This is a genomic window from Bacillus swezeyi, from assembly GCF_030908325.1.
Lineage (GTDB): Bacteria > Bacillota > Bacilli > Bacillales > Bacillaceae > Bacillus > Bacillus swezeyi.
Genome location: NZ_CP133085.1, coordinates 1382234 through 1403349 on the forward strand (window position 1 = coordinate 1382234; position 21116 = coordinate 1403349).

General features: G+C 44.7%; 21 protein-coding genes, 1 pseudogene and 1 other annotated feature. Of the genes and pseudogenes, 19 read left to right on the forward strand and 3 right to left on the reverse strand.

The annotated features are described in order from the left end of the window. Positions 1-3: 3 nt before the first annotated feature. Positions 4-189 (forward strand): ComZ family protein, encoded by a 186-nt coding sequence (locus RBH91_RS06610; RefSeq protein ID WP_076760302.1) that lies wholly within the window; start codon positions 4-6, stop codon positions 187-189. A gap of 53 nt (positions 190-242) precedes the next feature. On the opposite strand, the gene RBH91_RS06615 is transcribed toward RBH91_RS06610, so the two are convergent. Next, the gene (locus RBH91_RS06615) at positions 243-488 is read right to left on the reverse strand and encodes a hypothetical protein (protein ID WP_307893892.1); all 246 of its coding nucleotides are present in this window, start codon (positions 486-488) and stop codon (positions 243-245) included. A 169-nt stretch (positions 489-657) separates the two neighbouring features. Here RBH91_RS06615 and RBH91_RS06620 point away from each other — a divergent pair, with 169 nt between their 5' ends. From RBH91_RS06620 to RBH91_RS06660, 9 genes are all read left to right on the forward strand, one after another. Further along, a complete protein-coding gene (locus RBH91_RS06620) occupies positions 658-1596 on the forward strand; it encodes a beta-ketoacyl-ACP synthase III (protein ID WP_076760300.1) in 939 nt (312 codons plus the stop codon). Positions 1597-1617: 21 nt separating this feature from the next. After that, complete coding sequence (gene fabF / locus RBH91_RS06625) at positions 1618-2856, forward strand: beta-ketoacyl-ACP synthase II (protein ID WP_076760299.1); 1239 nt, start codon at positions 1618-1620, stop codon at positions 2854-2856. 85 nt (positions 2857-2941) lie between these two features. After that, the gene (locus RBH91_RS06630) at positions 2942-3730 is read left to right on the forward strand and encodes a DUF2268 domain-containing putative Zn-dependent protease (protein WP_307893893.1); all 789 of its coding nucleotides are present in this window, start codon (positions 2942-2944) and stop codon (positions 3728-3730) included. Between the two features lie 169 nt (positions 3731-3899). Beyond that, on the forward strand, positions 3900-4874 hold the full coding sequence (locus RBH91_RS06635; protein ID WP_307893894.1) for an ABC transporter ATP-binding protein: 975 nt from the start codon (positions 3900-3902) through the stop codon (positions 4872-4874). Positions 4875-4878: 4 nt separating this feature from the next. Next, positions 4879-5901: an ABC transporter ATP-binding protein gene (locus RBH91_RS06640; protein WP_307893896.1), complete on the forward strand. Its 1023-nt coding sequence runs from the start codon at positions 4879-4881 to the stop codon at positions 5899-5901. A 112-nt stretch (positions 5902-6013) separates the two neighbouring features. Beyond that, positions 6014-7657 (forward strand): peptide-binding protein, encoded by a 1644-nt coding sequence (locus tag RBH91_RS06645; protein ID WP_307893897.1) that lies wholly within the window; start codon positions 6014-6016, stop codon positions 7655-7657. 88 nt (positions 7658-7745) lie between these two features. After that, entirely contained in the window at positions 7746-8696 is a 951-nt protein-coding gene (locus RBH91_RS06650; protein WP_076760294.1) for an ABC transporter permease, read from the forward strand. A gap of 19 nt (positions 8697-8715) precedes the next feature. Next, entirely contained in the window at positions 8716-9630 is a 915-nt protein-coding gene (opp4C, locus tag RBH91_RS06655) for an oligopeptide ABC transporter permease (RefSeq protein WP_076760293.1), read from the forward strand. Positions 9631-9760: 130 nt separating this feature from the next. Next, positions 9761-10513, forward strand: coding sequence for a YjbA family protein (locus RBH91_RS06660; RefSeq protein WP_076760292.1), 753 nt, complete (start codon positions 9761-9763; stop codon positions 10511-10513). Positions 10514-10770: 257 nt separating this feature from the next. On the opposite strand, the gene trpS is transcribed toward RBH91_RS06660, so the two are convergent. Beyond that, positions 10771-11766, reverse strand: a complete 996-nt coding sequence (gene trpS, locus RBH91_RS06665; RefSeq protein WP_307893898.1) for a tryptophan--tRNA ligase — start codon at positions 11764-11766, stop codon at positions 10771-10773. 52 nt (positions 11767-11818) lie between these two features. Next, positions 11819-12040 (reverse strand) — a binding site (T-box leader). 459 nt (positions 12041-12499) lie between these two features. Here trpS and RBH91_RS06670 point away from each other — a divergent pair. The 7 genes from RBH91_RS06670 (at position 12500) to spxA (ending at position 19472) form a co-directional block, all read left to right on the forward strand. Continuing rightward, positions 12500-14128, forward strand: coding sequence for a peptide ABC transporter substrate-binding protein (locus RBH91_RS06670; RefSeq protein WP_307893899.1), 1629 nt, complete (start codon positions 12500-12502; stop codon positions 14126-14128). 97 nt (positions 14129-14225) lie between these two features. Continuing rightward, positions 14226-15161, forward strand: coding sequence for an ABC transporter permease (locus tag RBH91_RS06675; protein WP_076760289.1), 936 nt, complete (start codon positions 14226-14228; stop codon positions 15159-15161). A 4-nt stretch (positions 15162-15165) separates the two neighbouring features. Then, the gene (locus tag RBH91_RS06680) at positions 15166-16083 is read left to right on the forward strand and encodes an ABC transporter permease (protein WP_307893900.1); all 918 of its coding nucleotides are present in this window, start codon (positions 15166-15168) and stop codon (positions 16081-16083) included. A gap of 13 nt (positions 16084-16096) precedes the next feature. Beyond that, positions 16097-17164: an ABC transporter ATP-binding protein gene (locus RBH91_RS06685; RefSeq protein ID WP_076760287.1), complete on the forward strand. Its 1068-nt coding sequence runs from the start codon at positions 16097-16099 to the stop codon at positions 17162-17164. A gap of 1 nt (position 17165) precedes the next feature. Beyond that, on the forward strand, positions 17166-18086 hold the full coding sequence (locus RBH91_RS06690; RefSeq protein ID WP_307893901.1) for an ABC transporter ATP-binding protein: 921 nt from the start codon (positions 17166-17168) through the stop codon (positions 18084-18086). A gap of 236 nt (positions 18087-18322) precedes the next feature. After that, positions 18323-18901 carry a GNAT family N-acetyltransferase gene (locus tag RBH91_RS06695; protein WP_076760285.1) on the forward strand — a complete coding sequence of 193 codons (579 nt, stop codon included), beginning with the start codon at positions 18323-18325 and terminating at the stop codon, positions 18899-18901. Between the two features lie 175 nt (positions 18902-19076). Beyond that, positions 19077-19472, forward strand: a complete 396-nt coding sequence (gene spxA, locus RBH91_RS06700; protein ID WP_009328833.1) for a transcriptional regulator SpxA — start codon at positions 19077-19079, stop codon at positions 19470-19472. A 40-nt stretch (positions 19473-19512) separates the two neighbouring features. Here the strand turns inward: spxA and RBH91_RS06705 are convergent, their stop codons facing one another. Next, positions 19513-20175 (reverse strand): TerC family protein, encoded by a 663-nt coding sequence (locus RBH91_RS06705; RefSeq protein WP_307893902.1) that lies wholly within the window; start codon positions 20173-20175, stop codon positions 19513-19515. A 171-nt stretch (positions 20176-20346) separates the two neighbouring features. Between RBH91_RS06705 and RBH91_RS06710 the strand changes: the two are divergent. Next, positions 20347-20475, forward strand: a pseudogene (locus tag RBH91_RS06710) (hypothetical protein). Further along, positions 20457-21092 (forward strand): adaptor protein MecA, encoded by a 636-nt coding sequence (mecA, locus tag RBH91_RS06715; protein ID WP_076760283.1) that lies wholly within the window; start codon positions 20457-20459, stop codon positions 21090-21092. The pseudogene RBH91_RS06710 and the gene mecA overlap by 19 nt, the downstream one beginning before the upstream one ends. Positions 21093-21116 lie beyond the last annotated feature (24 nt).

Genomic DNA, 21116 nt, shown 5'->3' on the forward strand with positions numbered 1-21116 from the left:
CAGATGCACGAAAAATCAATGGAATTTTTACAAATTGCCATGAAATACATTCCAGAAGCGAAAGAAGAAATGGAGAAGGCGGGAATTGAGCTTTCACCGGAGATGCTTCAGCCGTTTATGGATTTATTTACAAAAGTCATGGCGGAAGCATATGAACTCGGGAAAGCAGATGCTGGGTCAGACGCTTAAAACAGACTAAAAAACACATGGGTGAAAAGCCACTTTTTATGGGAAGTGGCTTTTCACATGGAGATCTTATTTTTTATAGCGCTGACCACTGATCCGATTTCTTTAAAAAACGGTTTCAGCTCATCAATCGAATCCATAATTTGTCCGACCTGGTTCATGACATGCATGTAATCATGCTGTGCGGATTCAGCTTCTTCATCAGCTGTCACGCCATCCTGTGTCGCGTCATCCTGTTCTTCACGGCTGTTTGGCACATTTGTGCCGAACATCATCTTCGTGAAAAAATCGTCATTCGCCATCCTTCAAAGCCTCCTTTACTCTATATACCACTACTATATGAAGGTCTTGGTCTAATAGATTAGACGGATATATTGCCAACAGAAAAAAAATAGGGTAGGATTAGTACCAGATACTAATAATTACTCATAACATTAGTTGGAAAAAATCATGAATAAAGGAGTCTTTCCTATGAAAGCTGGAATTATTGGAATTGGCCGGTATATCCCTGAAAAAGTGCTGACTAATTTCGACTTGGAAAAAATGGTTGAAACTTCTGACGAGTGGATTCGTACAAGAACAGGAATAGAAGAAAGAAGAATCGCAGCCGAAGACGAAATGACGTCTGATATGGCTGTCGCCGCCGCAAAAAAAGCGATGGAAGATGCACGCATTGAGGCGGAAGATCTTGATATGATTCTCGTCGCCACCGTTACTCCTGATCAGGCATTTCCGACAGTGTCCTGCATGATTCAAGAAAAGCTCGGCGCATTCAACGCGTGTGCGATGGATATCAGTGCAGCCTGCGCCGGTTTTATGTACGGCCTTGTCACTGGAAAACAGTTTATTGAGGCCGAAACATATAAGCATGTGCTTGTCATCGGGGTCGAAAAGCTCTCAAGCATTACGGACTGGGATGACCGCAACACGGCCGTTTTATTCGGAGACGGAGCGGGAGCAGCGGTTGTCGGGCCTGTCAGCGACGACAAAGGCATTCTTTCTTTTGAGCTTGGTGCAGACGGTAGAGGCGGAAAGCACTTGTACTTGGATGAAAAAGATCATACAATCATGCATGGCAGAGAAGTGTTCAAATTTGCCGTCCGCCAAATGGGAGAATCCAGTGTAAACGTCATTGAAAAAGCGGGTTTGTTAAAAGAGGATGTCGACTTTTTGGTGCCCCATCAGGCCAACATCCGGATCATGGAGGCGGCGCGCGAACGTTTAGAGCTTCCGATTGAAAAAATGTCTAAAACGGTTCATAAATATGGAAACACATCAGCTGCTTCGATTCCGATTTCACTTGTGGAAGAGCTGGAAGCTGGTAAAATTAAAGACGGTGACGTCATTGTTATGGTCGGTTTCGGCGGAGGCTTGACATGGGGAGCCATTGCCATGCGCTGGGGCCGCTAGAAGAAAGGTGAGGTGCAACTTATGAATAGTAAAAGAGTAGTCATTACCGGATTAGGAGCTTTATCACCTCTTGGTAATGACGTCAAGACGAGCTGGAACAATGCGGTTGACGGAGTTTCCGGCGTCGGGCCGATTACACGGGTAAATGCGGATGAGTATCCTGCCAAAGTGGCCGCAGAATTGAAAGATTTTAAAATAGAAGATTACATGGATAAAAAAGAAGCAAGAAAAATGGACCGGTTCACGCAATATGCCGTGGTGTCAGCAAAAATGGCTGTCGAAGACGCCAAGCTTGACATCAACGATAAAATTGCCGACAGAGTCGGCGTCTGGGTCGGTTCCGGCATCGGCGGCCTTGAAACGCTTGAACAGCAGTTTGAAACATTTTTAACAAAAGGGCCGAGACGGGTCAGCCCGTTTTTTGTACCGATGATGATTCCTGATATGGCAACAGGCCAAATTTCAATCGCACTCGGTGCAAAAGGCGTCAACTCATGTACGGTTACGGCGTGCGCGACAGGTACGAATTCCATTGGAGATGCTTTCAAAGTGATCCAGCGCGGCGACGCTGATGTGATGATCTCGGGCGGAACGGAAGCACCGCTGACAAGAATGTCATTCGCAGGCTTTTCCGCCAATAAAGCGCTCTCTACCAATCCAGATCCGAAAACGGCAAGCCGTCCATTTGACAAAAACCGCGATGGCTTCGTCATGGGAGAAGGTGCGGGAATCGTTGTTCTTGAGGAACTTGAGCATGCATTAAACAGGGGCGCCCACATTTATGCGGAAGTGGTCGGCTACGGTTCAACCGGAGATGCATATCATATCACCGCGCCTGCGCCAAACGGAGAAGGCGGCGTCAGAGCCATGAAAGAGGCAATTAAAGATTCGGGTCTGGCTCCTGAAGCGGTAGATTATATCAATGCGCACGGAACAAGTACGCCGTACAACGATAAATTTGAAACGATCGCCATTAAAGAAGTTTTTGGAGAGCACGCGTACAAGCTTGCCGTCAGCTCGACAAAATCGATGACAGGCCATCTGCTCGGCGCTGCGGGAGGAATCGAAGCGATTTTCTCAGTGCTCGCCATTAAAGAAGGAATCATACCTCCGACAATCAATATTGAAACGCCTGATGAAGATTGTGATTTGGATTATGTTCCCGATCAAGCACGCCGTCAGGACGTAAATGTTGTGCTCAGCAATTCGCTTGGTTTCGGCGGGCACAATGCAACACTGATCTTTAAAAAATACGAATAGCTCTTTGAAAGCGGCTGCCACATAGTTGGTAGCCGTTTTTTTGCGCCTGCATATCATACAGGTGAATGAAAAGGAGTGATCTGAGATGAGCGTCGAAAAGACATATGAGTGGCTGGAAAAAGCATCATCAATGCAGGAGTTATCCAGCTGTCTTCTTCCGTATTTTAAGGAAGCGCTAAAAGCGGATATCATGTCTCTCGTCAGCCATCTGCAAGCCCACGGCATGTTTCGTTCTTGGGCGGAAGGCCGGCGTACGATGAAAGAGCTCAAAAAAAAGGGGATATTTCATCATGTAAAACGGGAAGAGCGGCTGCTGCGAAAAAGATGGAACGGCCCCGACGTTCCGATTATCGTTTTTCCCGTCAATGAAAGAAACCGGAGAATTCGCGTCGATTTCGGATCTAAATCAGGCCTTGCTTTCCAAGATAAACTGTTCTTATTTCTTTCCTCCCATATTTCTCAAGCTGCCATTTCTGCCATCATGACGCATGAATATAATCATGTTTGCCGGTTAGAAAATATGCCGAAAGAGGAAAAAGATATGACGCTTCTTGATACAATCATACTCGAAGGACTTGCAGAAAATGCTGTTTATGAACGTTTCGGAGAGTCAGAAATCGCCGGATGGACGTCAATTTATTCAGAAAAACAGCTCGACCATTTTCAGAACCGCCTGATCAAGCCGCATTTCGAGCTGAAACGACACGAAGGAAGACTATTCTCCAATATTTTATTCGGAAAAGGTTATTATCCAGATATGCTCGGATATGCTGTCGGTTACAATATTGTGAAAAAATATTTGTCGAAAAAAAAATTAAAAGTTTCCGATGTCATATCCCTTCCATCAGAAGCCTTTATAGAGCCAGTGCTTTAAAACATTAAAATTATGGTATTAAATTAATATTATTACAGTAAATCTAAAAATTCCTTGCTTTTGTAATGATTATGTAATAATATACAACTATAAAATTTTAAGATAATTCAGTCTTATTATATGATTCTTTAATAATATTTAACTTCTGGTCTATGGAAGGGGAATCTGGATGAGCGCATTGCTGGAAATCAATGATCTAAAAACTTATTTTTTCAGAAAAAAACAGCCGATACCTGCAGTTGACGGAGTTGATTTTTCGATTAAAAAAGGAGAGACCGTTGCATTGGTAGGAGAATCAGGATCGGGAAAAAGCATCACATCCCTCTCGATCATGGGACTTGTCGAGGGCTCCGGCGGCAGGATCATCAATGGTTCTATTAAACTGGAAGGCCGGGACCTCGTTACATACAAGGAACAAGATTTATGCAAGATCCGCGGAAATGATATCTCTATGATTTTTCAGGAGCCGATGACATCGCTCAATCCGGTTTTAACGATCGGCGAACAAATCACAGAGGTATTGATCTATCATAAAAAGCTTTCGAAAAAAGAAGCCGGAAAGAAAGCGGTCGAGCTGCTGAAGCTTGTCGGCTTTTCAAGAGCTGAACAGCTGATGAAGGACTTCCCGCACCGTTTGTCAGGCGGCATGAGACAAAGGGTGATGATCGCGATCGCCCTCAGCTGCAATCCGAAGCTGCTCATCGCCGATGAACCGACGACAGCGCTTGATGTTACGATTCAAGCCCAAGTATTAGAGCTGATGAAAGACTTGTGCGACAAATTGGATACATCGATTCTTCTCATTACCCATGATCTTGGCGTAGTGTCTGAAATCGCAGACCGCGTGATCGTCATGTATTGCGGACAAGTTGTTGAAAACGCGGCAGTAGATGAACTATTTGATGAACCCCTGCATCCGTACACAAAAGGACTGCTGAATTCCATTCCGGTAATAGACGGCTCGATTGAAACATTAACTGCCATTAAAGGAAACGTGCCCACGCCTGACAATCTTCCGGCGGGCTGCCGTTTTGCTCCGAGATGTCCGAGCGCAATCGATAAATGCTGGGGGTCGCAGCCGAGCCTTAAAACATTGCCGGACGGCCGGTCTGTCAGATGTTTCTTATATAAGGAGGGGGAGTAAAGCGATGGCATCATCAGCAGAACAATTACAATCTGCACAGCAGATCAACCATGACGGGCCCCTTCTGGAGCTGAAAGAGGTCAAAAAATACTTTCCGATCCGTTCAGGGATTTTTCAGAAAAAGATCGGCGATGTCAAAGCGGTTGACGGCCTCAGCTTTTCATTAAAGCGCGGCGAAACGCTCGGAATCGTCGGAGAATCGGGCTGCGGAAAATCAACTGCAGGCCGGACGATGATCAGACTGTATAAGCCGACGTCAGGACAAATTCTTTTCAAAGGCCGGGATATTTCCGATTTGCCGGAAGAAGCTTTGAGAAAAACCGTCCGCAAAAATATCCAAATGGTTTTTCAAGACCCGTTTGCCTCACTGAATCCGAGAAAAACTTTGCGTTCCATCATCAAAGAGCCCTTCACCACACACCATATGTACAATTTCAAAGAGAGAAATGAAAAAGCCGAAGAACTTTTGGAAAGGGTCGGACTGCATCCGTCCTTTGCCAACCGCTATCCTCATGAATTTTCCGGAGGACAGCGCCAGCGGATCGGCATCGCCCGTGCGCTTGCCCTGAATCCTGAGCTGATCATCGCCGATGAACCGGTTTCTGCATTGGATGTTTCGATTCAGGCTCAAGTCATCAATTTGATGGAAGAGCTTCAGGAAGAATTTAATCTGACGTATCTGTTTATCTCCCATGATTTGAGTGTCGTCCGCCATATCAGCGACAGAGTGGGCGTCATGTATCTCGGCAAAATGATGGAGCTGACAGATAAGCATGAGCTGTATGACAATCCGCTTCATCCATATACACAGGCGCTGCTTTCCGCTGTCCCTGTCACAAGAAAAAAAGGCCGGGCAAAACGGGAAAGGATCGTTTTGAAAGGAGAGCTGCCGAACCCTGCCAATCCTCCGAAAGGCTGTGTCTTCCATACGAGGTGTCCGGCCGCAAAAGCGATATGCGGGGAAAAAGCGCCAGCTTTCAGGGAAGTGGAAACAAACCATTTTGTGGCATGCCACCTTTACGAATAAAGGGTGAGGCCGTCACATATTAAATCCTTGAGAGGGGGAATGTCTTCTTAAAAAACGGGGGTCAATTAGGCAGAAAGAAGGACAACAGTTTAATAAGGGGGAATTCGTAAAAATGAACATTCGCAAAACGGGATTTTCAATTTTAAGCTTGCTGCTGATCTTATCGATTTTTCTTACGGCCTGTAACAGCGGTGAAGTCGGAGGGGACGAAAAAGAAAGCAAATCCGACGGGAAGCCGCAGCAAGGCGGGGATTTGATCGCCGGTTCCACAGGTGAGCCGACACTGTTTAACTCGCTGTATTCAACAGATACGGCAAGTTCAGATATTGAAAGGCTCATCTACAATACCCTTTTGGATGTCAATGAAAAGCTTGAAGTGGAAAATCAGCTCGCCGAAGATGTGAAAGAGTCTGAGGACGGCAAGACATTCAACGTGAAGCTCAAAGAAGGCGTCAAGTTTCATGACGGCGAAGAAATGACCGCTGATGACGTTGTGTTTACGTACAGCATTCCGATGAGCGACGACTATGTCGGAGAGCGCGGCTCAAACTTTGAAGTCATTGAATCCGTCACGAAAAAAAGCAAATATGAAGTGGAATTTAAATTGAAGAATCCCGATCCTTACTTTTATAATGTCACGCTTACAAGCTACGGCATCCTGCCGAAGCATATTTTAAAGGACGTTCCGATCAGCGAGCTCGGTGAACACGAATTCAACCGCAAAAATCCGATCGGAACCGGACCGTTTAAGTTTAAAGAGTGGAAAGAAGGACAATACGTCAAAGTGGAGGCGTTTGACGATTATTTCGCAGAACGCGCCCGCTTGGATTCGATTACGTATAAAATCATTCCGGATTCAAATGCGGCGATGTCACAGCTTCAAGCCGGAGATATTGATTATTTAGTCGTTACGCCTGGTCCGGATAACAAAACAGCGGAGAAATTTAACAATGTGAAAATGGAAACAGATTTGGGCTTGAACTATACGTACATCGGCTGGAATGAAAGGAATGAGCTCTTCAAAGACAAAAAGGTGCGACAGGCGCTGACATATGCGCTTGATCGCCAGGCCATGGTTGACCAGGTTCTTGACGGGGACGGCGAAATCGCAAACATTCCAGAGAGCCCGCTGTCATGGAACTACCCGGAAAACAAGGATGACATCAAAACGTTCAGCCATGATCCTGAAAAAGCGAAGAAAATGCTGAAGGAAGCCGGATGGGATGACACAGACGGTGACGGCATTTTAGACAAAGACGGCAAGAAATTCTCTTTCGTGATCAAAACAAACCAAGGCAATAAAACGAGAGAAGATCTGGCTGTCGTCGTTCAGCAGCAATTAAAAGAAGTCGGCATTGAGGCGAAACCGCAAATCGTCGAATGGAGCGCTTTAATCGAACAGATGAACCCGCCGAATTGGGATTTTGATGCGATGATCATGGGTTGGAGCCTGGCTACGTTCCCTGATCAGAGCAACATTTTCCACTCAAAAGAAGCGGAAAAAGGGCTTAACTATGTATGGTATCAAAATAAAGAGCTCGATAAATTATTGGACAAAGCAAAAACACTGAAAGATCGGGAAGATTATAAAAAGGCCTATGAAGACATCTATGAAATATTGGCGGAAGATCAGCCGTATACGTTCCTGTATTATACGAATTACCACAGAGCGATGCCGACCAATATGAAAGGCTACGTATTCCATCCGAAAGAGGACTTTTACAAAGCCGAAAACTGGTGGTTAGATCAAAAATAAAGGAAATTCCCTTGAGGGGAGGGAAGTTTTCAACTTGAGCTTCCTTCCCCTTCATTCTTAAGAATTTGATAAAAAAGGGGATAAAAAAATGATTACATATATCATTCGCAGGACGCTCATGTCTATTCCGATTTTATTTGGCATTACCATTTTGTCATTTGCGATTATGAAAGCCGCACCGGGAGATCCAATGGCATTGATGATGGACCCGACCATCAGTGCGGGAGACCGCGAAAAATTCATTGAAAAATACGGATTGAATGAACCCGAGCATATTCAATATTTAAAGTGGCTCGGCAATATGGTTCAGGGTGACTTCGGAACGTCAATCGTCAGAAAAGGAACACCGGTGACCGACCTGATTGTTGCAAGACTGCCGAACACGCTCTTATTGATGCTCGTTTCAACCATATTGGCGCTTCTTATATCGATTCCGCTCGGGGTGCTTTCGGCAAGGCGGCCTTATTCAAAATTGGACTACGGCATCACGTTTACCTCGTTTATCGGCCTTGCCGTTCCGAATTTTTGGCTGGGATTGATTCTGATCATGTTTCTTGCGGTCAATTTAGGCTGGTTTCCAACCGGCGGGGTGATGACGCTCAATGCCGGTTTTAGTTTATGGGACCGCATCCATCACTTGATTTTGCCTGCTTTTGTACTTGCCACCGCGGATATGGCGGGGCTCACGCGTTATACGAGGTCAAGCATGCTTGATGTGCTCAGACAGGATTACATGCGGACGGCGCGGGCGAAGGGTTTTAAAGAAAATCGGGTTGTGTACAAGCATGGCCTTCGAAACGGCCTGCTGCCGGTCATTACGATTTTCGGATTGATGATTCCTTCTTTTATCGGCGGGGCTGTCGTGACCGAACAGATCTTCAGCTGGCCTGGGCTTGGAAAACTGTTTGTCGATTCCGCTTTTCAAAGGGACTATCCCGTTATTATGGCCATGACCGTCATCTCTGCGACTCTTGTTGTCATTGGGAATTTAATTGCGGATATTCTCTATGCGATGGTCGATCCGCGGATTGAGTATTAATGAAGGAGGGAGATTATTCATGACACAGCCAAATCCATCGACACCTTCGCCGGAGATCACACTGCAGGAAAATATCGGGCCAAAGCCCGAAACAATGACAAAAATCTTTTTTGAGAAGTTTTTCAAAAATAAGCTGGCGGTCATCGGAGGCATCCTATTATCTATCATTATACTGTCAGCCATTTTTGCACCGGTGATCGCTCCGTATCCGCCTGAACAGCAAAACCTGCTCAATAAATTAAAGCCTCCCAGCGCTGAGCATCTGATGGGGACGGACAAATTCGGCCGCGATATTTTCAGCCGGCTGCTGTATGGCGCACGTGTTTCTTTGCTTGTCGGTTTCGCTTCAGTACTCGGCTCGATCACGATCGGAACTGTGATCGGAGCTGTTGCCGGCTATTTCGGCGGAATGATCGACGCCATCATGATGCGGTTGGTTGATATCGTGTTATCCATACCCGACATTTTCCTTTTGATTACACTCGTCACCATTTTCCAGCCCGGCGTTGACAAGCTGATTTTAATTTTCGCTTTGACAAGGTGGACGACAACGGCACGGCTCGTGCGAAGCGAGTTTTTATCTTTGAGGTCGCGGGAATTCGTATTAGCCGCGAAAACGATCGGCACAAGAAGCCACAAGATTATTTTTTCGCATATTCTGCCGAATGCGATGGGACCGATCATCGTGGCGGCAACGCTGTCTGTCGGGACGGTGATCCTCGCGGAATCTGCCTTAAGCTATCTCGGCTTCGGCGTTCAGCCGCCGATGGCAAGCTGGGGCAACATGCTTCAAGACGCGCAGAACTTTACGATCATGATTCAGGCGTGGTGGTATCCGCTGTTTCCTGGATTGATGATTTTACTCACCGTTTTGTGTTTTAACTTTGTCGGAGACGGGCTTCGTGATGCGCTTGATCCGAAAAATATTAAATAAAAAAGCCGGGGCGCCGCCGCCCTTGGCTTTTTTTGAGGAAGCACTGCCATAATCTTTGTCAGATGGAATAAATTCCTTTCCCCTTGCCTATACTGTGGACAACAGTTTTTATAAAAGTGAGGGGTTAGAAATGTTATTTCTTCATGATGTGTGGGTGAATTGGTTTGAGGGAGAAGAAAATGGCTATAATGTCTGCCACTTTCATGAATGGCGGAAGGAAGACAGTGTTGAACTGCTCGATCAGGTGCCTTTACTAAGGGTTCCGTCCGTTTTATTTCACTACATAGAAAATGATTTATCAGAGCTTCCGTCCGAATTATTAAAGGATGTTCATCAAAAAGCGTATATTCGAAAAAATCATGAACGTACACAGCTTGATCATTGCTTTGTCGTAACGGACGGGATCGGAATTCTTGCGGTCGATACGGCCGGATACTCGATCCCTGTCAGAAAAAGCCGCCTCATTCCAAGACAGGAACAGCTTGTTTATGAAATGGTAAAGGACGTTGAGGCAGAAGAATATGAATTTTCACCAGAAAAGCTGCAGTCTTCCAAAGAATACCACATTTTGTCATTATCACCGGAGCATGTCAGAGGATTAACAAGAAAAGAACGTCAGCTGAAACAGCTGCTGTTCATGGCGCTTGATCAGCTGAAAGGGCTCAAAAATCGCGCAGAGATCACTTATTGGTACACGGAATGGAACCCATATATGTATGAGCAGATTAAACGGATGACATTTGAGGAAATCTGGGACATGCTTTTCAATGAAACAATTGACGGCTGGTCGGACAAACACCGGGACTTTTGCGAAAATTTAATTAAAGGACAGCCGTTTTTTGAGAAGCTTTGGGAAATCGAAAATGAGTCAAAAGTAAACTAAATTCAGCATGAAGGCTGTCGATCTAGTCGACGGCCTTTTTTTATCGGCTTCCTGAAAAATCCAAAACTCTATATTAAAAAAGAAAAAAACAGAGATATTCATATGACCAAACGGCTAATTCAGGACCAGAGCTATATTTTTCAAAGCGTTCATTATAGGAATATCGCGTCTTGCAAGTGCGGCAGATTCGGTGAATACTTGTTCTTTATGAAAAACACCTTCTGATTGTCAACAGACCATCGAGAAGGTGTTTTTGTTTATCGTCTTTTTTTCCGGCCGAGGCCCATCGCATTCTCCATTTTTTTCAGCATCTTGCCGGCTGTCTGGTTTGCCCGTTCGGCGCCTTCGTCCAAAATCCGGTCCAGCTCATCTGATTCGATTAATTCGTGATACCGGTCTTGAATCGGCTTCAGCGCGCCAATGACGACTTCGGCAAGATCGCTTTTAAATTCGCCGTAGCCTTTGCCTTCGTATTTCTCCTCAAGCTCATCGATTGAGACTTGTCCGAGAATCGAATAGATGGTCAGGAGGTTGGATACGCCCGGCTTGTTTTCTTTATCATACTTAACGATTCCGTCAGAATCTGTGACGGCGCTTTTGATTTTTTTCTCGAGCTGTTTTGGTTCGTCAAGCAAGGTGATGAACGCTTTTTGGTTCGGATCCGATTTGCTCATTTTTTTGAGCGGATCAGCAAGCGACATAATGCGGGCGCCGACCTTGGGAATTTTTACTTCGGGCACGGTGAAGATGTCATTGTATTTTTTGTTGAAGCGCTCAGCCAAATTTCTGGTCAATTCAAGATGCTGCTTCTGATCTTCCCCGACAGGGACGACATCTGTTCCATAAAGCAGGATATCTGCCGCCATTAAAGGAGGATATGTCAATAATCCCGAGACGACAGCTTCGTTCCCGGCGGATTTATCCTTGTACTGCGTCATGCGCTCAAGTTCGCCGATATAGGCGACACACTGAAGCATCCATCCCGCCTGGGCGTGCGCGGGCACTTCAGATTGGATAAAGAGCGTCGCTTTTTCCGGATCAAGGCCGATGGCCAAATAAAGCGCGGCCAGGTTTCGGATGTTTTTTCTCAGCGCAAGGCGGTCCTGCGGGACGGTGATCGCATGCTGGTCAACGATGCAGAAATAGCAGTTGTAGTCATTCTGTAATTCAACAAATTGTTTCATGGCTCCGATATAGTTGCCAAGCGTAACAGAGCCGCTCGGCTGAATGCCGGAAAATATTGTTTTCTTCATTTAGAATCCCTCTTTTCATATCAAAATAAAAAGGCCCACTCTTCCCTTAAAGAAAAGGGACGAATGAACCGTGGTGCCACCCTGATTATTTCATTATGGTCAAAATGAAATCACTCTAGACGTTTTTAACGAAGTCTTCTCCGGCTGAGCCTACTTATACGAGTTCGGTCAGCTGCTCCAAAGCCCATTCCACATTCGCCATTATCCGCTCCCAGCACCGCGGACTCTCTTTAAATGGGGAGAAATGTGTACTCTTCTTTTTCAAAGCATTTTATTCATAATTTTATTATATATAAATTTAAAATGAATGTCACGAGTCTCCAAAAAAGAAAGCTCAGATCAGGTTGACCAAAGTTTGCTGGACAGCGGAATGTTCTTTATAAAGAATGACTATTGTTATATGTGTAAAACGTTTTGCACAGTTGGACATCAACTTTCATTTTAACGTAGTCATGCTTTAAAAGAGAGAAGGATATTCGTTTATTTGGCAGAAAACCTGACAAACCTAAATAGTTTGAATAAAAAAATAATTGAAAATTAATATTGCAATAAATTATTCTATTAATTATAATGAATTTGTTCACCTTGGTGTTACAGGTTCTTTACATAATAAATATTCAGAAAAGACGAAACAGAGAAAAAAGTGTGGCAAGTAGGCCTATTACTTTTTTATGATAAATCTGAATATTCAGGAGTAAGGGACTAAAAAAATATGAAACAGGGGGGTTTCTCTTTGAAGAAGCGTTGGTCATTAATCAGTTTACTGCTCATTTTTACTCTCGTCCTCAGCGCCTGCGGTTTTGGCTCAAGCTCTGGTGACGGCGGTAAAAAAGACAGTAAAGGGAAAGACACAGTGAACGTCAATATTAAAACTGAGCCGTTTTCACTCCATCCAGGACTTGCAAACGATTCAGTTTCCTCAAACGTGCTTCGCCAGACTTTCGAAGGGTTGACGACAATCGGCAAAGACGGAAAGCCGGTTGAAGCGACAGCCTCAAAAATCGAAGTCAGCGACGACCAGAAGACATACACATTTACAATTCGCGATGGTGTGAAATGGTCAAACGGAGATCCTGTAACAGCAGAGGATTTTGAATACGCCTGGAAATGGGCGCTTGATCCGAAAAATGAATCACAATATGCCTACCAGCTTTACTACTTAAAAGGCGGTGAAGCGGCGAACACAGGCAAAGGAAAACTTGAAGACGTCGGCGTTAAAGCGGTGAATGACAAGACTTTGAAAGTCGAGCTTGAAAAACCGACACCGTATTTTACTGAACTTACGGCATTCTACACCTATTTACCTGTGAATAAAAAGGTCGCTGAGAAAAATCCGAAATGGTATACAAAAGCTGATGAGAACTACGTATCCAACGGACCTTTCAAAATGACGAAATGGAAGCACAACGGAAGCATCGTGCTGGAGAAAAACGACCAGTACTGGGATAAAGATGCTGTCAAACTGAAGAAAATCAATATGGCGATGGTCAACGACGCCAACACCGGCCTCAATATGTATAAAAAAGGTGAGCTTGATTATGTAGGACTTCCTCTTGACGAGATTCCGACGGATGCAATCCCAACCTTGAAAAAAGAAGGGTTGAATGTTGATCCGTTCGCAGCCGTTTATCTCTACAAATTCAATACAGAAGCGGCTCCGCTGAACAACGTCAACATTCGCAAAGCTTTGACATACGCGATCAACCGCGAAGCGATCGTCAAAAACATCACGCAAGCGGAACAGATTCCTGCGATGGGATTAGTGCCGCCGGCAGTCCATGGGTTTGAGTCCAACGAAGGATATTTCAAAGATCATGATGTTGAGAAAGCGAAAGAATATTTGCAAAAAGGCTTGAAAGAACTCGGTTTGAAAAAAGCGTCAGATCTTCCGAAAATCACGCTTTCTTACAATACCGATGAAGGCCACCAAAAAATCGCCCAGGCCGTCCAGGAAATGTGGAGCAGAGATCTAGGCGTTGATGTTGAATTAGGCAATGAAGAATGGAACGTATACATTGATAAGCTCCATACCGGAAACTATCAAATCGGCCGCTTGGGCTGGATTGCCGATTTTAACGACGCGATGAACTTCCTTGAAACATACCGTGACAAAGAAGGCGGAAACAACGATACAAACTGGGAGAATGCAAAATATAAAGAATTGCTTTCAAAAGCTGCTACAGAAGCGGATGCCGATAAACGCGTCGAGCTGATGAAAGAAGCCGAAGGCATCATCATGGATGAACTGCCAATCGCTCCGATTTACTTCTACACAATGCCTTATCTTCAGGATGAAAGCTTAAAAGGCGTTGTTCTGACAGGTACTGGAGAGATCTATTTTAAAACTGCGTATTTTGAATAAAACTGCAGAAAAAGTATATGGGGCTTTTGAGTTTCCCCCCATATACTTTTATTTATGATAAGAAGTTAATAGACTGAATATTCGGAGGTGTGTAAGATTGATTAAATTTTTAGGCCGTCGTCTTGTATATATGCTGATTTCTCTCTGGGTTATTGTCACAGCTACCTTCTTCCTGATGAGAGCAATTCCTGGCGGACCCTTTTCAGGCGAGAAGAAACTTCCTCCTGCAATTGAAGCCAGCCTCAATTCTTACTATGGTTTAGACCAGCCCCTATTTAAACAATATCTCGATTACTTGGTATCGGTTATGAAGTGGGATTTTGGGCCTTCATTTAAATATAAGGGACAAACTGTGAATGACTTAATCGGCTCCGGTTTTCCGATTTCTTTTACACTTGGATTGGAAGCGATTTGTCTCGCCCTGGCATTTGGCGTGTTATTCGGCGTCATTGCAGCCTTGAAGAGGAACAGCTGGCAGGATTATTCTGCGATGATGATCGCTGTTGTCGGCATTTCTGTGCCGAACTTCATCATGGCCGCGCTTCTGCAGTATGTGCTCGCGATGAAGCTTGGCTTGTTCCCTGTCGCACAATGGGAGTCTTGGGGACATACCGTGCTGCCGGCAATCGCCGTTGCCTCAATGCCGATGGCGTTTATCGCCCGTCTGACCCGTTCAAGCATGCTTGAAGTGTTAAGCAGCGACTACATCCGCACGGCGCGTGCGAAAGGTTTAAGCACGTCAGCTGTTACGTTTAAGCATGCGATACGAAATGCAATCATGCCCGTTGTTACATATATGGGGCCGATGGCGGCATCTATTTTAACAGGAACGTTTGTCGTTGAGAAAATCTTCGGCATACCTGGACTCGGCATGCACTTTGTCACGAGCATTACGAACCGCGACTATACGGTTATCATGGGTGTTACCGTGTTTTTCGGGGCGATCTTATTACTTTGCGTCTTGATTGTTGATCTTTTGTACGGCTTAATTGATCCGCGCATTAAACTGTTTGGCGCTAAGAAAGGGGAGTAAAAGGATGCAGCAAATACCTAAAGACATGTTTGAACCTGCAGCTGTTGACCATAGCGAAGCCGAAAAGATCTCTAAGAAAAACCTTTCTTTTTGGACGGATGTATTCTTAAGATTTAAAGAAAACAAGCTGGCGCTGTTCGGCCTGGTGCTTCTGATCCTGATTGCTCTAATGGCTATCTTTGCGCCTATGTTTTCAAGCTTTCAATACGAAGAGACCGATTTAACGAATACGAATCAGCCGCCAAGTGCTGAGCACTGGTTTGGTACAGACGACCTTGGAAGAGACGTGTTTGTCCGGACATGGGTCGGCGCTCGTATCTCGCTGACTATCGGCCTCGCCGCGGCGCTGATCGACGTTTTGATCGGTGTGATATGGGGAGCGATTTCCGGTATCAAAGGCGGACGCACAGATGAAATCATGATGAGAGTTGCAGATGTTTTATGGGCGATTCCTTCACTATTAATGACGATTCTGCTCCTCGTTGTCATGGGCAAAGGTTTGATCACGATGATCGTTGCGATGGTCATTACAGGCTGGATCAATATGGCGAGAATTGTGCGCGGACAAGTGCTGCAGCTTAAAAATCAGGAATTCGTCCTTGCATCGAGAACATTAGGGGCGAAAAACTCACGCATTATCAGAAAACACCTGCTTCCAAACATTATGAGCCCGATTTTGGTGACGATGACATTAACCGTCCCTACGGCGATTTTCTATGAAGCATTTTTAAGCTATCTAGGTCTTGGCGTGCCGCAGCCGCTGGCAAGCTGGGGAACGATGGCAACCGACGGTGTGCAGGGCATGGAATATTACCCTTGGCGCTTGTTCTTCCCGGCTACATTTATCTGCCTGACCATGTTTGCATTTAACGTTATCGGCGACGGATTGCGCGATGCTTTAGATCCGAAGCTTCGTAAATAAAGGAGTGAGAAAGATGAAACACTTACTGGAAGTGAAAGATTTAGCCATTTCTTTTAAAACTTACGCCGGAGAAGTTCAGGCTATCCGCGGCGTCAATTTTCACGTTGACAAAGGGGAAACGCTTGCGATCGTCGGCGAATCCGGATCAGGCAAAAGCGTCACTTCACAGGCGATTATGAAACTGATTCCAATGCCGCCGGGCTACTTTAAGAACGGACAAATTTTATTTGACGGACAAGACTTGGTGCCGAAAACGGAAAAAGAAATGCAGTCGATTCGCGGCAAAGATATCGGCATGATATTTCAAGATCCGATGACTTCTTTGAACCCGACAATGAAAGTCGGCCGCCAAATCACAGAAGTGTTGTTTAAGCATGAGAAAATTTCAAAAGAAGACGCCCATAAGCGGGCGGTTGAGCTGCTAAGCCTGGTAGGGATTCCGATGCCTGAACGGCGCGTCAATCAATATCCTCATGAATTCAGCGGAGGAATGAGACAGCGGGTGGTCATCGCGATGGCGCTTGCCGCCAATCCAAAGCTCTTGATCGCCGATGAACCGACAACGGCTCTTGATGTGACGATCCAGGCGCAGATTTTGGAACTGATGAAAGATTTGCAGAAAAAGATTGAAACATCGATTATTTTTATCACGCACGATCTCGGCGTCGTCGCCAATGTGGCGGACAGAGTCGCCGTGATGTACGCCGGACAGATTGTTGAAATTGGAGCGGTTGACGAAATTTTCTATAATCCGAAGCATCCATACACTTGGGGGCTCCTCGCTTCAATGCCGAGCCTTGATAATGACGGTGATGAAGAATTGATGGCAATCCCGGGATCACCGCCTGATTTGACCAATCCGCCAAAGGGAGATGCATTTGCATTAAGGAGCCCTTATGCAATGAAAATCGATTTTGAACAAGAGCCGCCGATGTTTAAAATATCCGACACTCACTATGTGAAATCATGGCTTTTGCATCCAGATGCACCGAAGGTCGAGCCGCCGGCTGCTGTCAAAAGCAAAATGCGGGAGTTTAAAGATCAATATGAAAAACCGGTTCAAGTGAAAGAAGGTGAATGACATGGCAGAAAAACTTCTCGAAATTAAGAACTTAAAACAGCACTTTTCAACGCCGAAAGGAACTGTTAAAGCTGTAGATGGCATCTCTTTTGACATCTACAAAGGAGAAACGCTTGGCCTTGTCGGCGAATCGGGCTGCGGAAAATCGACGACAGGCCGGTCAATCATTCGTTTATATCAAGCGACATCCGGTGAGGTCTTATTTAAAGGAAAGAATGTGCACGACAAAAAGTCTGCCAAAGATCTTCTCGAATTCAACCGGAAGATGCAGATGATCTTTCAGGACCCGTATGCCTCATTAAATCCGCGGATGACGGTTGCCGACATCATCGCCGAAGGAATCGACATTCACGGTTTGGCAAAAACGAAAAAAGAACGGGTTGAACGGGTGAACGAGCTGCTGAATCTTGTCGGTCTAAACAAAGAACACGCAAACCGCTATCCTCACGAGTTTTCCGGAGGACAGCGCCAGCGGATCGGAATCGCAAGAGCGCTTGCGGTCGAACCGGAATTCATCATTGCCGATGAGCCGATTTCGGCGCTTGACGTGTCCATTCAGGCGCAGGTCGTCAATTTAATGAAGGATCTGCAAAAGGAACGGGGACTGACATACCTGTTCATCGCCCATGATCTGTCCATGGTGAAATACATCAGCGACCGGATCGGTGTCATGTATTTCGGAAAGCTCGTTGAATTGGCGCCGGCCGATGAATTATATGAAAATCCGCTTCATCCGTATACACAATCACTGCTTTCGGCCATTCCGCTTCCGGATCCGGATTACGAACGCACTCGTGTGCGGAAAACGTATGATCCGTCGGTCCATAAGCTGAAAGACGGCGAACAGATGGAGCTTCGCGAAGTGAAGCCTGGACATTTTGTCATGTGTTCTGAAGAAGAGTTTCAAGCATTTCAAATCTAAATAAACATTTGAAAGGCAGCCTGACCGCTGCCTTTTTTGGTGAAAGCGAAGCATCCGCTTCGTTTTTTTGTGAAAAAAATTGAAACCTTCGGCGATGACGTTCGTCTTAGTATATATAGGTAACATGCTCAGCTTGATAAGCTCCTTGTTCTTTTCCGAAAGATCTTGTTTAAACTAATGAGAAAGCGGGTATATCTAAGGTGTGAATCATAAGAAAATTCATAAGGAGCAAATCTATGAACTGGTATGAAAAGCTTAGCGAGTATTTTCCGGTTGAAGAAATGAAATCAAAAGAGCACATGGAAGCGCTATTAAAGGAACAAAACGATATTTACCATAAAGAAGAAGGCCGCCATCATATTTTGATGTATGCCGAGTTTGATTCCTTTATTTTCATCGACTATCTTTTCGTTTCTAAAGACGCCAGAGGTCAGGGACTCGGTTCCAAACTGATCGAGAAGCTCAAAGAGAAAAACAAACCGATACTCCTTGAGGTCGAGCCAGTAGATGAAGATGATGCAGATACAGCAAAACGTCTTAAATTTTATCAAAAGAAAAACTTTAAACATGCTGAGTCAATCGGTTACCGCCGCCGGTCGCTGGCTACCGGCAAAGTCAGCAAAATGGAGATTTTATACTGGTCCCCGAAATCAAACACGGAAGAAGAAGTGTTTGAAGCAATGAAAGAAACATATGAAAAAATCCATACATATCAAGATGAAAAATGGTATGGAGAATCATTTGAAGATGTCGATGATGTGCTGGAAATCGTTGATGATCAAAAGCAAAAAAACATTTTCGATGAACTAAACTAACTGAGAATGATAATAGGCGAAAAGAACAAAAGTTGCAGGATTGTCAAAAAATTTCTGTTGCAGACTGTTCACACTTACTTTTTTATAGTATAATACTCTATAAAGATTACTTTTTTAGATTTATTTCAATTTAAGAATACGCTATTTCATTCTACTTTTTAAGGAGTGAAGCATGATGGTTACATTATATACATCACCAAGCTGTACGTCTTGCAGAAAGGCGCGCGCATGGTTGGAAGAGCACGATATTCCATTTACGGAAAGAAACATTTTTTCTGAGCCTTTATCAATTGATGAGATAAAAGAAATTTTACGGATGACGGAAGACGGAACAGACGAGATCATTTCAACTCGTTCAAAAGTGTTCCAAAAGCTGAACGTCAACCTTGAAACAATGCCTCTTCAGGAGCTTTACCAGCTCATCAATGAACATCCAGGCCTCTTGCGTCGCCCGATTATCATCGATGAAAAACGCTTGCAGGTTGGATACAATGAGGATGAAATCCGCCGATTCCTTCCTCGCAAAGTGCGCACATTCCAATTAAGAGAAGCGCAGCGCTTGGCAAACTGATGATGAAGAAAAAGAAGGCTGAATTTTTCAGCCTTCTTTTTTAATGTTTTTCACCCATTTGTTCATAATAAATACTGGCTAAAACAACAAAAATAACCGTGAGGATTGGAAGGAGCATTTCAAGGATGCTGTGCCTTGCCATAAAGGAAGACAGCTCCTGTTCCCTGACAATCATTTCGCCGCCTGTATAAGCGAGCAGCCCGCTTCCTGCATAGATCAGAAGCGGAAATTTGGCCATGGCGGTCTGGATCAGCCTGCTGCCCCAAATGATCACCGGAACCGAAATCATAAGGCCGGCCACAACAAGCATCAGGCGTCCGTGCGAGGCTCCGGCAACAGCAATGACATTATCGAGGGACATGAACAAATCGGCAACCACAATAATACGAATCGCTTTCCATAAGGATGTCCCGCTTTTGACATGCTGGGCGTCTTTCTTTTCAATCAGGAGCTGATATCCTAAGTACAGAAGAAAAATTCCTCCGGTAAATTGCAGGTAGGGAACCGCCAGCAGATATACTGCTGCTGTGGTCAGCATGATTCTCATCAAGATGGCAATACATGTGCCGATGATGATTGCTTTTTGTCTTTGCTGTGGAGGCAAATTGCGGCTCGCCATCGCAATGACAACAGCATTGTCACCGCCGAGAATGAGGTCGATTCCTATGATGACAAGGAATGACATCAGTAATTCGTGTTCCATCAACTGGCACCTCACTTTGCTGGCGGGCTGCCTCTTTGGCGAAGCCCGCATCTTCAGCTGCTGCTTGTACAACTAATATATGAAGCGGGCCGGAATTTATGTTAGCCTGTCTTTTCATGCATTTTTATTTCTTTTGCGCCTTTTTTATCATAAAATAGAAAATAAAGATTGATCAGGGATAAGGTTAAGAAGTGGACGTAATGGGTAAAGTGTAGTAAAGTACAATTAATTGGGAGCTTAGTTATCCCTTCAACATCTTACAAAGAAGGGAAGGTTGGCAAATGGAAATCGAAAGAATAAACGAACATACGGTTAAATTTTATATTTCCTACGGTGATATAGAAGACCGAGGGTTTGACAGAGAAGAAATTTGGTACAATCGAGAACGCAGTGAAGAGCTTTTTTGGGAAATGATGGACGAAGTGCACGAAGAAGAAGAGTTTGCCGTTGAAGGCCCCCTTTGGATTCAAGTGCAGGCCCTTGATAAGGGATTGGAAATCATTGTGACAAGAGCTCAGCTCTCCAAAGACGGACAAAAGCTTGAACTGCCGATTCCTGAAGATAAAAAGCAAGATGCAGCAGAAGAAAGCCTTGACGCTTTGCTGGAAGATTTTCAAAAGGAAGAAGCGGAAGAGCAGAAGCTGCAATTTGTATTAAAATTTGCTGATTTTGAGGATTTAATCTCATTATCAAAAATGACGATAAGCGGCTGCCAAACGACATTGTACTCTCATGAAAACCGCTATTATTTATTCGTGGATTTCAATGAACTGCCTGATGAAGAGGTTGAAAATCAGCTGAGTATTTTGCTGGAATATGCCTCAGAATCAAAAATGACGATTCATATGCTGAAAGAGTATGGAAAACTGGTTGCAGCGGATCATGCTCTTCATACAATAAAAAAACACTTTGCATAAAAGCCGGTTTCTTTTGAAATCGGC